Consider the following 11,241-nt stretch of genomic DNA (forward strand, 5'->3'; position numbering starts at 1 on the left):
CACTCCTATCTCAGCAGTCCAAGCTGCTGCGGCAGCCACAGCGATATGGCCGGGACGAAGGTGATCAGGATCAGCGCCAGGAAGAGCGGCACCAGCCAGGGCAAGATCGCCATGGTCGTGCGTTCGACGGATAGTTTCGCGACCCTCGACAGCACGAAAAGCACCATGCCGAGCGGCGGATGCAGCAGACCGATCATCAGGTTCAACGTCATGATGAGACCGAACTGGACGGGATCGATCCCGAATTTCAGGACGATCGGCAGAAGGATCGGCACGAGGATGGTGATGGCCGCGATCGTGTCCAGGAAGCAGCCGACGAAGAGCATCAAGAGGTTCACCAGGATCAGGAAAACCCATTTGTTGTCGGTGATCGACAGGATCGCATCGGACAGCAGCTGGGCCGCCTGGCTCACCGTCAGCAGCCACGCAAAGACCGATGCCGCAGTGACGATGAAGAGAACGGAAGCCGTCGTCTCGATCGTATCGAAGCTTGCCTTGGCGAGCGTCGAGGGTGTCATCGTACGGTAGCGCACCAGACCGAGGAACAAAGACCAAAGGACGGCTGCGACGGCGGCCTCCGTCGGCGTGAACCAGCCCATCGTCATGCCGCCGATCAGGATGACGGGCGTCATCAGCGCCATGACGGCGGAAAAGCGGAAATACCAGTCGAGGGCGAGAAGCAGAGCAAGGGCAATGCCCGCCGCAACATTCATCGATACGCCCGCCCGCATCAGCAGATAGATGGCCAACGGCACCGCCAGGACGACGACGATTTCCATCCCCGCCGACAGGAGCTGCTTCACATCGAACGGCGCGTCGGAGCCCCACCGCTTCCAATAGGCAAAAGCGGCGACAGTGATCATCATCAGCAGCGTCATGACGATGCCGGGCAGGATGCCCGCCATGAAAAGAGCGCCGATCGAGACGTTCGCCATCATGCCGTAGATCACGAAAGGCAGCGATGGCGGGAAGATCGGGCCGAGCGTCGCCGAAGCCGCCGTCACGCCAACTGCGGCCTCGACCGGATAGCCATGATCCTTCATCGCCTTGATCTCGATCGTGCCGATCCCCGCCGCATCGGCGAGCGCAGTGCCGGACATGCCGGAGAAGATCACGGAACCGATGATGTTGACCTGCGCGAGACCACCTTTCATCCAGCCGACGAGAGCGACGGCGAAGGAATAGATGCGGCCAGTGACGCCCGCCGAGTTCATCAGGTTGCCCGCAAGGATGAAGAACGGGACGGCGAGCAGCGGGAAGCTTTCAACGCCAGCGATCATGCGCTGGGCGACGATGATGTCGGGTGCGATGCCGTAGAGGACGATGTAAAGCACGGATGCGACGGCCATCGAGATGGCAACGGGCACCCCGACCAGCATCAGCACCAGAAACGAGCCAAGAAGCAGTAGCATCGGATCAATCCTCGATGGTCTGGAATTCTTCGGGGCGCTCCAGAACGGAGTAGCCGCGGCGGATGTTGGCGATGAAGACGATGACCGCGCGGATCAACATCAGCACGAAGGCGATGAGAACGCTGTAGAAGACGATATTGCGCGGCAGGTCGATGGTGACCATCTGCTCGTCGGCGACGATATCGACGTAGCGCCACATCAGGTGGCAGCCATAGGCGAAAAAGCCGATGCGGACGATATCGACGAAGGTGGCAAGCACGCGCGCCAGACCCGCAGGCATATAGTGATAGAACACATCGACCTGGATATGCCGCGAGGTGCGCACGCACATGACGGAACCCAGAAAGACGACGCCGATCAGGCAGTTGATGGCGATTTCCTCGGTCCATGCGTAGCTGTCGTTCAGCACATAACGCGTGAAGAACTGAAGGAAGACGCAACCCGCCATCAGCCAGAAGACGATCAGCGTGATCCAGTCTTCAATGGCATAGTCCGAGATGTTTGCAGTCGGCGCGTGCCCTTCGAACTCGTGACCGATTTCTTCGGCCGTGATTTGCGTATGGATTTCTTGCGACATGATCGGCCTTGTTCCAGTCGGAATGAAGGAACGCGGCGCCTTACGGCGCCGCGCCGCGAGTTTTACTGGATCGCGCGGATTGCTTCCCAATCGGCCTTCTCGTAACCGAAATCTTCGAACTTGACCTTTTCCATCACGGTCTTTTCGAAATCGGTCTTGTCGACCTCAGCGACATTCAGGCCCTTTTCCTTGAAGGTCGCGATAAGGCTGTTTTCCTTGCCGGCGATCGTCTTGCTCGTGCGCTCGGCAGCCTCCTGCATGACCTCGCCGAAGATCTTCTTGTCCTCGTCGGAAAGGCTCGCCCACCGCGTCTTCGAGACCACGGTGTTGAGGTGATCGACGATGTGGCCGGTGAGGATGATGTTCTTCTGGACTTCGTAGAACTTCTTCGCCTCGATCGTCGTCAGCGGGTTTTCCTGCGCTTCGACCGTGCCGTTCTGCAGAGCGAGATAGACTTCGGCAAAGGCGATCGGCGTGGTGTTGGCGCCGCAGGCGCGCGGCATGGCGAGATAGGCCGGAACATCAGGCACGCGGATCTTCAAGCCTGCCATATCGGCGCATTTGGCAATCGGCTTGTTTGAAGTCGTATGGCGCGTGCCATAATAGCTGACGGCGGCGATGTGGTTGCCGGTCTTGTCTTCATAGCCTTTGGCAAGACGCTTGAAGACATCGCTCTTGGTGTAGGCGATGAGGTGATCGGGACCGCGGAAGATATAAGGGAAGTAGGTTACGCCGATCGGCTTGTAGTCGCGTGCCGCAAAGCTCGATCCCGAGATGATGATGTCGACCGTCCCGAGCTTGAGGCCCTGGTTGATGTCGGCTTCCTTGCCGAGCTGCGAGGCCGGGTAGACCTCGATCTTATAACGCCCGTCGGTTCGCTTGTTGATCTCTTCCGCAGCCCACACGGAATCGGTGTGGAAGGGCTCGGACGTTTCATAGACATGCGCCCATTTCAGCACTGTCTGGGCATGCGCGATCGCACTGCTCGCCATGATCGCCGCTGCGGTGCAAAGTATCGTTGCCAGTCTCTTCTTCATCGCTCTCTCCTCCGAGCTCGGTTAAATCTTGGTCGTTCCTTTCGCGGGGCCCTTGCTGCGGCCGCGCTCCTCCTCTCCCGAAAGCTCCTCCCCGAAACTCTCGGAAAACCTCTTCTGCGACATGGTGAGATGGGCGCGCATGGCCGCCTTGGCGCCCGCCGCATCGCCGGCGGCGATGGCGTCGCGAATGGCCCGATGCTCGTCCACGGCGCTGCGCCACGTTCCCGGCCCCTCGAAATGGCTCGCGAGCCTCGCGAAGTAAGGGGTCATGCGCATGTCGAACATTTCGCCCGTCACGCGAATCAATGTCGCATTGCCGACGATTGCGGCAATGCCGGTGTGGAAGGCGCGATCGGCAGAAAGCACCGCGCTCGCATCATTGACCACGCCGCTCATCCGCAGCAGCGTTTCATCGAGCAGAGCGATATCCGCCGGCTTGGCGCGGCCTGCGGCTTCTTCGGCAATGGCGCATTCGATGAGGGCGCGCGCCTGCAGCAGCTCGAAAGGCCCTTCCACCGGTTCCCGCTCGGCGCCTGCGACGGTCGCGGCATGCTGGCGCACGACATAGATGCCGGATCCCATGCGGATATTGACGAAGCCTTCGACCTCCAGGACGATCAGCGCCTCGCGGACGGTCGGGCGTGAAACCGACAATTGCTCCGCCAGGTCGCGCTCCGCCGGCAGCCGCTGACCGACGGCGAGCTCGCCGCTCGCGATCATCAAGCGAATCTGATCCGCGACCTGCCGATAAAGACGGCGGGATTCAACAGGCGAAAACATCGTGGCCTCCTCCGGCGGCTTCTCCTCAAGCGCGCAGTTGGTCAATTGGCCTGACCAATTTGGCATAGATATCACCGCTGGAGTTGTGCGTCAATCCGCCGCATAAACTCAAAAGGAGAGTTCAGGGTATAGGCCGAGCAGGCATACAAAGAACCCCGCCGAAGCGGGGTTCTTTGCGAAAGGAATAATCAGTTGTTATGCGCGGCGCAGGCCTCATCCATCGGCGTGGCGTTGCTCGTACCGCCCTGCGTCTGAAGATTGTCGGAGTTGTTGACCGGATTGGGGCACTTGGGCCTGTTGGTTTTCATAGTGCCGGTGGTCGTGGAACCGGTCGTGGTGGTATCGGTCGCCATCGGCTTTTTGGCCTTCATATCGCCGCTTGCACCGCCACCTTGATCGGCCTGGTTTTTATCGATCGTGGCGCCGGCTGGTGCCGGATTGGACTGTGCGAAAGCAGACGTGGCCATGCCGATGGCGACAAGCGAAGCTGCTATGAGTTTCATACGCATCCTGATGTCCTCCTTGGGATCTTTGGGTGATCAGGCAGAACCTCGTCGACAGCTCATTGTTCCGCATTTTCTGCTTACAAATATCCCATAGGCTCTGGAGCCCGGTCGCGACCAAGGATCAAGGGTGAGGCAGTGTCAAGAAATGAGTGATGGCCAGGCGTGCCGGCCAGCGGTGGCCGAGTTCGCGTAGGTTACTTGGCGTAAAGCGCACGCGAGCGCTCGAGATGCTTGAGGAGGGCCGTTTCCGAGCCATCCACGTCGTTTGCTTCAAGGCGGTCGACAATCTCGTCGTGTTCGACCAGCGTGAATTTTTCCTTGCCGGTCCAGATCAGCATCTCGGTATGATATTCCTTCAACCAGGCAAGCATCGCTTCGCTGACGGCGACGTAGATCGGATTTCCTGAGATCTGGGCGATGCGGGTGTGGAATTCCATGTCCGCGTCAATGAACTCTTCCGCCCGCCCAAGCGACATGCGCTGACGTTCGATGATGTTCCTGAGATCAGCGATATCGCTGGCAGAGGCGCGCTGCGCGGCCTCGCGCGCCATGCCTCGTTCGAAGAAGATGCGGGCACTCTTGAGATGCTCCAGCGAATCCGCCGATTGCGACAGCATGATCTTGGCGGTGAGATCAACCTGGCGGAATATCGATTTCGCCGTCAGCCTGAGAACCTTCGCCCGCTCGCCGTGCGAAATGCTGACAAGACCCTTGCTGGCAAGCGACTGCATGGCCTCCCTGATCGCCGGCCGGCCGACGCCGAAGCGTTCCATCAACACGCGTTCAGATGGCATTTCGTCGCCGGGCTGAAGCTCGCCCGAGGTGATCATACGCTCAAGTCGATCAAACACTTCGTCAGAGAGTTTCCGGCGGACGATTTGTTCGAGGGGCTGGGTCATCACATCTCGCTGGCTCAAAATGTTTCCTCCTAGCAGTTTCCATGTCGAGAACAAAGCTGTCGACGAAAATTTGCGCATCCGAAAATTCTGCTTTTCATTAGTTGGAATACTCATTATACCAGATCACAAGTTGACGCCATGACAATCTGCGTGGCGAGAGGAGCAACCGTCCGTTTCATGATGATTACCCTGACCTACCGCATCGAGACGCCCGGAAGCGTCGAGGCGATGGCGGACAAGATCGCGAGCGACCAGTCGACCGGAACCTTCGTGCCCGTTCCCGGTGAAACCGAAGAGCTGAAGTCGCGGGTCGCCGCACGCGTCCTGGCGATCCGCCCGCTCGAAGATGCACGTCATCCGACTTGGCCCGAGGTCGCCCCCGGCACCCTGCTCCATCGCGCCGATATCGACATCGCCTTTCCCCTCGAGGCGATCGGGACCGACCTCTCGGCTTTGATGACCATTGCAATCGGCGGCGTCTACTCCATCAAGGGCATGACCGGCATCCGCATCGTCGACATGAAGCTGCCAGACACCTTCAGAAGCGCGCATCCAGGACCGCAGTTCGGCATCCCGGGAAGCCGCCGCCTCACCGGAGTCGAGGGTCGCCCCATCATCGGAACGATCGTCAAGCCGGCGCTCGGGCTGAGACCCCAGGAGACGGCCGCGCTCGTCGGCGAACTGATCGCATCGGGTGTCGACTTCATCAAAGACGACGAGAAGCTGATGAGCCCGGCCTATTCGCCGCTCAAGGATCGCGTCGCGGCGATCATGCCGCGCATTCTCGATCACGAACAAAAGAGCGGCAAGAAGGTGATGTATGCCTTCGGCATCTCGCATGCCGACCCCGACGAGATGATGCGCAATCACGACATCGTCGCTGCGGCCGGGGGCAACTGCGCCGTCGTCAACATCAACTCGATCGGCTTCGGCGGTATGAGCTTTCTGCGCAAGCGCTCCAATCTGGTGCTGCATGCGCATCGAAACGGCTGGGACGTGCTGACCCGCGATCCGGGCGCCGGCATGGATTTCAAGGTCTATCAGCAATTCTGGCGGCTGTTGGGGGTCGATCAGTTCCAGATCAACGGCATCAGGGTCAAATATTGGGAGCCGGACGACAGCTTCGTCTCCTCCTTCAAGGCCGTCAGCGCGCCGCTGTTTGATGCCGCCGATTGCCCGCTTCCGGTTGCCGGCTCCGGCCAGTGGGGCGGACAGGCACCGGAGACCTACCAGCGGACCGGCCGCACCGTCGATCTTCTCTATCTCTGCGGCGGCGGCATCGTCAGTCACCCCCATGGTCCGGCGTCCGGCGTTCGGGCCGTGCAGCAGGCGTGGCAGGCAGCCGTCGCCGGCATACCACTGGAGATCTATGCGAGAGAACATCCGGAGCTCGCCGCCTCGATTGCAAAATTCAGCGACGGCAAGGGCGCGTGATCGCGATGGATGGACTTCTCGTCAGCTATTACGGCGATGACTTTACCGGCTCCACCGATGTCATGGAGGCCCTGGCATCGAACGGTGTCTCGACCGCGCTCTTCCTCGACGTTCCCACGCCGCAACTGCTCGCGCGTTTTAGCGATTGCCGCGCCATCGGCCTTGCCGGGACGAGCCGCAGCGAGACGCCGGAATGGATGCAGGAGCACCTTGCGCATGCCTTCGAATGGCTGAATTCGCTTGGTGCCGCGATCTGCCACTACAAGGTCTGCTCGACCTTCGATTCCAGCCCTGGGATCGGCAGCATCGGCAAGGCGATCGAAATCGGCCGCGCGGTGTTCGGCCACTCCGTCGTTCCCGTCATCGTCGGCGCGCCGCAACTGAAACGCTACACAGCCTTCGGCAATCTCTTTGCCGCCTATCAGGGCCGGATCTTCCGCATCGACCGCCACCCCGTCATGAGCCGCCACCCGGTAACGCCGATGGACGAGGCGGATCTTGCGGTGCATCTCTCAAAGCAGACCCGTCTACCCGTCCTGGTCGCCGATCTCGTGGCGATCACCGCGGCGGACGCCGATCAACGGATCGACGAGCTGGCGTCGAGTTCCGAAGGCATCCTGCTCATCGATGTCGACTCCGAAGCGACACAGCAGGCCGCAGGTCAGCAGCTGCTCCGTGTCACCGGCCGTTCGGCAAGCTTTGTCGCCGGCTCGTCGGGGATCGAATATGCCCTGCTCAGCGCATGGCGGCGGAGCGGTTTCATCGACGACAGCAGGACCGAATTTCCCGATATCGGTCCCGTCGACCGCCTCGCCGTCGTGTCGGGCAGCGTCTCGCCGACCACCGAGCGCCAGATCCGCACCGCTGTCGAGAACGGCTTCGAGAGCATGGCGCTCGATCCACTCGCCCTGGTCGGAGAGCATGGCCAAGGCGCGGTGGATGCAGCGGTCAAGGCAGGTGTCCAGAAGCTCCAGCAAGGCAAGAGCATCATCCTCCACACCGCACTTGGGCCGTCCGCGGACCGTGGCGCCGACATCGACAGGTTTCCGGGCGCGCGTCACCGGCTTGGGAGTGCGCTCGGCACGATCTTGCGCCGCTTGATCGAAAGCGAAGGGCTGTCACGTGCCGTCGTTGCCGGCGGCGACACGTCCAGTCACGCCCTCAAGCAGTTGAAGGTCGACGCGCTGACGACGCTTCTGCCGCTGCCGCAAACTCCGGGTTCGCCGCTTTGCCTCGCCCATGGCGACTATCCGCCGACCAACGGCCTGCAGATCGCCCTCAAAGGCGGCCAGGTCGGCACCGACGGCTATTTCGCCCAGATCCGTGACGGGAGGAAGAGCTGAATGGTCCTTTGGGTCGGCACCAGCTTCAAGATGAACAAGACCTTGGAAGAAGCGCTCGCCTTCGCGCGCCGCCTCGCCCATGCAGACCGTGAACGCGACGTCCACGTGCAGCGCTTCGTCATTCCCTCCTTTACCTCAGTGCGCGAGGTCAAGCGCGCGCTTGCCGATACGTCGGTGAAGGTCGGCGCCCAGAACATGCACTGGGAGGACGTCGGCGCCTGGACTGGCGAGATTTCACCTCTCATGCTGAAGGACTGTGAGCTCGACATGGTCGAGCTCGGCCATTCCGAACGGCGCGAGCATTTCGGGGAGACCGATGAAACCGTCGGCCTCAAGGTTTCGGCCGCCATCCGCCACGGCCTCACCCCGCTGATCTGCATCGGCGAGACATTGCAGGAGCGCCGGGAAGGTCAGGCCGACGCCGTGCTGCGGCGCCAGGTCGAGGCAGCCTTGAGGGGCATCGATACCGGCGCCGAACAGGCTACGGTCCTGCTCGCCTACGAACCCGTCTGGGCGATCGGCGTCAACGGTATTCCGGCAACCGCCGACTACGCCTCGGAGCGGCATGGAAGGATCGCCGAAGTGGCCAAAGCCATTCTTGGCCGTTCCGTGCCGGTGCTCTACGGCGGCAGCGTCAATCCGCAAAATTGCGAGGAACTGATCACCGAGCCGCATATCGACGGCCTGTTCATCGGCCGCTCCGCCTGGTTCGTCGACGGTTACCTCGACATTCTTCGCCGCGTCAGCGCGGCGATCAAAGGGTGATTTCCATGCCTGAAGGCGAGCGAAAGGAAACTGCTATGAAGATCGCAATCGGCGCGGACAGCGCAGGCAAACCGCTGCTGGATGTCATTGCCGCCCATCTCGCGCACAAGACCGACCTGGAAGTTCATGATCTCAGCCAGTCCGGCTTCTACGCCGACCTGTCGCAGCGCCTCGCGCAGACGATCGTCAACGGCGAACATCAACGCGGCATCCTGATCTGCGGAACCGGCATCGGCGTCTGCATTTCCGCCAACAAGGTGCCGGGCATCCGTGCCGCGCTGACGCACGACACCTATTCGGCGGAGCGCGCGGTAAAATCGAACAACGCCCAGATCATCACGATGGGAGCGCGCGTCATCGGACCGGAGCTGGCGAAATCGATCGTCGATGTCTGGCTTGCATCCGAATTCGACCCTGACGGCCCCTCGGCCGGAAATGTGCAGGCGATCGACCGGCTCGACGCCGAAAAACATTGATGGCGACAGATTAAGCAGTGATATGGTGATTGACTCATCATACCAGTATATGATCCTATCCAAACGGAAAAGGTGAGGAAACATGACTCAGATTGCCCTCTTCGGCGCAGGCGGAAAAATGGGATATCGGCTTGCCAAAAATCTCAAAGGCTCACGATTCCAAGTGCGCCATGTCGAGGTGAGCGACGCGGGCAAGGCCCGCTTGAAGAACGATCTCGGTCTTGATTGCGTGCCAGTCGATGCCGCACTCGATGGCGCCGATGTGGTGATCCTTGCCGTGCCGGACACGGCGATCGGCAAAGTCGCGGCAGGCATCGTCGACAAGCTCAGGTCAGGCACCATGGTGGTCGCGCTGGATGCTGCGGCTCCCTTTGCCGGCCATCTGCCGAAGCGTGACGACCTCACTTATTTCGTCACTCATCCCTGCCATCCGCCGATCTTCAACGACGAGACCGACATGCAGGCCAAGAAGGACCATTTCGGCGGCCTGTTCGCCAAGCAGCACATCGTTTCGGCGCTGATGCAGGGGCCTGACAGCGCCTATGCGCTTGGCGAGGAAATCGCCAAGCTCATCTGGGCTCCGGTCATGCGCTCGCACCGCGTCACGGTCGACCAGCTCGCCATGCTCGAACCCGGCCTGTCGGAAACTGTCTGCGCATCGCTGCTCGTCATCATGCGCCAGGCCATGGACGAATGCGTGGCCCGCGGCGTGCCGGAACAGGCCGCCCGCGACTTCCTGCTCGGCCATATGAACGTGCTCGGCGCCGTCATCTTCAAGGAAGTCGACGGGGTGTTCTCGGATGCCTGCAACAAGGCGATCGAGTTCGGCATCCCGGCGCTGATGCGCGACGACTGGAAGAAAGTATTCGAACCGCAGGAGATCGCCGAAAGCATCCGGCGCATCACCTGAATTCGGCTTGGAGGAGGCAAGCCCTCCTCCTCAACTGCTCCGGGAGACCGGACAACCGCTCCGAGGAGACGGGGCTTCATTCACAACAGGGAGGAAAAAATGAAACTGACGCGCAGACTGACACTTGCGGCTTTCGCCGGCGCCCTGGCGCTGGGAACGGCCATGCCGGCCTTTGCGGCCGATCTCATCGCCATCATCACACCGGCGCATGACAATCCCTTCTTCAAGGCCGAAGCCGTCGGCGCCGAAGCCAAGGCGAAGGAACTCGGCTACGAGACGCTGCTCATGACCCATGATGACGACGCCAACAAGCAGTCGGAAATGATCGACACGGCGATCGGGCGCGGCGCCAAGGCGATCATCCTCGACAATGCCGGAGCCGACGCCTCCGTCGCGGCCGTCAAGAAGGCCAAGGATGCCGGCATCCCCTCCTTCCTGATCGACCGCGAAATCAATGCGACGGGCGTGGCCGTCGCCCAGATCGTCTCGAACAACTATCAGGGCGCGCAGCTCGGGGCGCAGGAATTCGTCAAGCTGATGGGCGAGAAGGGCAATTACGTCGAGCTGGTCGGCAAGGAGTCCGACACCAATGCCGGCATCCGCTCGCAAGGCTACCACGACGTCATCGACGACTACCCGGACCTGAAGTCCGTCGCCAAGCAGTCGGCCAACTGGAGCCAGACGGAAGCCTATTCGAAAATGGAAACCATCCTCCAGGCTAATCCCGACATCAAGGGCGTCATTTCGGGCAACGACACCATGGCCATGGGTGCGATCGCAGCACTGCAGGCGGCCGGCCGCAAGGACGTGATCGTCGTCGGCTTCGACGGCTCCAACGACGTGCGTGACTCCATCAAGTCGGGCGGCATCAAGGCGACGGTGCTGCAGCCCGCCTATGCCCAGGCCCAGCTCGCGGTCGAACAAGCAGACGCCTACATCAAGACCAAGACGGCGCCAAAGGAAGAGAAGCAGTTGATGGATTGCGTTCTCATCAACGCCGACAACTCCGGCAAGCTCGAGACCTTCGCGCTGACGAACTGATCAGCCGCGAGATGCAGAGGGTGCGCGGCCGCGCCCTCTGCAATGCATTTCGTAAGACGTC

The 11,241-nt window shown here is 61.2% G+C and carries 12 protein-coding genes; 6 read left to right on the top strand and 6 right to left on the bottom strand.

Going from position 1 to position 11,241, the window contains the following annotated elements; genetic code table 11:
• Nucleotides 1-5 precede the first annotated feature (5 nt).
• The 6 genes from FHT79_RS25150 to FHT79_RS25175 form a co-directional block, all read right to left on the bottom strand.
• On the bottom strand, nucleotides 6-1,412 hold the full coding sequence (locus FHT79_RS25150) for a TRAP transporter large permease (RefSeq protein WP_028756913.1): 1,407 nt from the start codon (nucleotides 1,410-1,412) through the stop codon (nucleotides 6-8).
• A 4-nt stretch (nucleotides 1,413-1,416) separates the two neighbouring features.
• Nucleotides 1,417-1,989: a TRAP transporter small permease gene (locus FHT79_RS25155; protein WP_028756914.1), complete on the bottom strand. Its 573-nt coding sequence runs from the start codon at nucleotides 1,987-1,989 to the stop codon at nucleotides 1,417-1,419.
• Nucleotides 1,990-2,051: 62 nt separating this feature from the next.
• The gene (locus FHT79_RS25160) at nucleotides 2,052-3,026 is read right to left on the bottom strand and encodes a sialic acid TRAP transporter substrate-binding protein SiaP (RefSeq protein ID WP_028756915.1); all 975 of its coding nucleotides are present in this window, start codon (nucleotides 3,024-3,026) and stop codon (nucleotides 2,052-2,054) included.
• Between the two features lie 21 nt (nucleotides 3,027-3,047).
• Complete coding sequence (locus FHT79_RS25165; RefSeq protein WP_028756916.1) at nucleotides 3,048-3,806, bottom strand: FadR/GntR family transcriptional regulator; 759 nt, start codon at nucleotides 3,804-3,806, stop codon at nucleotides 3,048-3,050.
• 188 nt (nucleotides 3,807-3,994) lie between these two features.
• On the bottom strand, nucleotides 3,995-4,315 hold the full coding sequence (locus tag FHT79_RS25170) for a hypothetical protein (protein ID WP_183904384.1): 321 nt from the start codon (nucleotides 4,313-4,315) through the stop codon (nucleotides 3,995-3,997).
• Nucleotides 4,316-4,506: 191 nt separating this feature from the next.
• Nucleotides 4,507-5,211: a transcriptional regulator NanR gene (locus FHT79_RS25175; RefSeq protein WP_183904385.1), complete on the bottom strand. Its 705-nt coding sequence runs from the start codon at nucleotides 5,209-5,211 to the stop codon at nucleotides 4,507-4,509.
• Nucleotides 5,212-5,388: 177 nt separating this feature from the next.
• Between FHT79_RS25175 and oiaX the strand changes: the two genes are divergently transcribed.
• The 6 genes from oiaX (at nucleotide 5,389) to FHT79_RS25205 (ending at nucleotide 11,180) form a co-directional block, all read left to right on the top strand.
• Nucleotides 5,389-6,645: a 3-oxo-isoapionate-4-phosphate decarboxylase OiaX gene (gene oiaX / locus FHT79_RS25180; RefSeq protein ID WP_183904386.1), complete on the top strand. Its 1,257-nt coding sequence runs from the start codon at nucleotides 5,389-5,391 to the stop codon at nucleotides 6,643-6,645.
• A gap of 5 nt (nucleotides 6,646-6,650) precedes the next feature.
• On the top strand, nucleotides 6,651-7,988 hold the full coding sequence (locus FHT79_RS25185) for a four-carbon acid sugar kinase family protein (RefSeq protein ID WP_183904387.1): 1,338 nt from the start codon (nucleotides 6,651-6,653) through the stop codon (nucleotides 7,986-7,988).
• Entirely contained in the window at nucleotides 7,989-8,753 is a 765-nt protein-coding gene (locus tag FHT79_RS25190; RefSeq protein ID WP_183904388.1) for a triose-phosphate isomerase, read from the top strand. It abuts the gene before it with no gap.
• A gap of 35 nt (nucleotides 8,754-8,788) precedes the next feature.
• On the top strand, nucleotides 8,789-9,229 hold the full coding sequence (locus FHT79_RS25195; RefSeq protein ID WP_127430812.1) for an RpiB/LacA/LacB family sugar-phosphate isomerase: 441 nt from the start codon (nucleotides 8,789-8,791) through the stop codon (nucleotides 9,227-9,229).
• Nucleotides 9,230-9,311: 82 nt separating this feature from the next.
• A complete protein-coding gene (locus FHT79_RS25200) occupies nucleotides 9,312-10,139 on the top strand; it encodes a phosphogluconate dehydrogenase C-terminal domain-containing protein (protein WP_028757645.1) in 828 nt (275 codons plus the stop codon).
• 99 nt (nucleotides 10,140-10,238) lie between these two features.
• A complete protein-coding gene (locus FHT79_RS25205; protein ID WP_028757644.1) occupies nucleotides 10,239-11,180 on the top strand; it encodes a D-ribose ABC transporter substrate-binding protein in 942 nt (313 codons plus the stop codon).
• Nucleotides 11,181-11,241 lie beyond the last annotated feature (61 nt).

It is taken from the genome of Rhizobium sp. BK212 (assembly GCF_014197475.1).
GTDB classification, from domain to species: Bacteria; Pseudomonadota; Alphaproteobacteria; order Rhizobiales; family Rhizobiaceae; genus Rhizobium; species Rhizobium anhuiense.

Excerpts from the sequence above, each read along its gene's own strand:
- FHT79_RS25190 (WP_183904388.1), top strand. The coding sequence starts at position 7,989 with ATGGTCCTTTGGGTCGGCACCAGCTTCAAGATGAACAAGACCTTGGAA.
- FHT79_RS25150 (WP_028756913.1), bottom strand. The coding sequence starts at position 1,412 with ATGCTACTGCTTCTTGGCTCGTTTCTGGTGCTGATGCTGGTCGGGGTG.
- FHT79_RS25170 (WP_183904384.1), bottom strand. The coding sequence starts at position 4,315 with ATGCGTATGAAACTCATAGCAGCTTCGCTTGTCGCCATCGGCATGGCC.
- FHT79_RS25160 (WP_028756915.1), bottom strand. The coding sequence starts at position 3,026 with ATGAAGAAGAGACTGGCAACGATACTTTGCACCGCAGCGGCGATCATG.
- FHT79_RS25175 (WP_183904385.1), bottom strand. The coding sequence starts at position 5,211 with ATGACCCAGCCCCTCGAACAAATCGTCCGCCGGAAACTCTCTGACGAA.
- FHT79_RS25185 (WP_183904387.1), top strand. The coding sequence starts at position 6,651 with ATGGATGGACTTCTCGTCAGCTATTACGGCGATGACTTTACCGGCTCC.
- FHT79_RS25165 (WP_028756916.1), bottom strand. The coding sequence starts at position 3,806 with ATGTTTTCGCCTGTTGAATCCCGCCGTCTTTATCGGCAGGTCGCGGAT.
- FHT79_RS25205 (WP_028757644.1), top strand. The coding sequence starts at position 10,239 with ATGAAACTGACGCGCAGACTGACACTTGCGGCTTTCGCCGGCGCCCTG.
- FHT79_RS25200 (WP_028757645.1), top strand. The coding sequence starts at position 9,312 with ATGACTCAGATTGCCCTCTTCGGCGCAGGCGGAAAAATGGGATATCGG.
- FHT79_RS25195 (WP_127430812.1), top strand. The coding sequence starts at position 8,789 with ATGAAGATCGCAATCGGCGCGGACAGCGCAGGCAAACCGCTGCTGGAT.
- FHT79_RS25155 (WP_028756914.1), bottom strand. The coding sequence starts at position 1,989 with ATGTCGCAAGAAATCCATACGCAAATCACGGCCGAAGAAATCGGTCAC.
- oiaX (WP_183904386.1), top strand. The coding sequence starts at position 5,389 with ATGATGATTACCCTGACCTACCGCATCGAGACGCCCGGAAGCGTCGAG.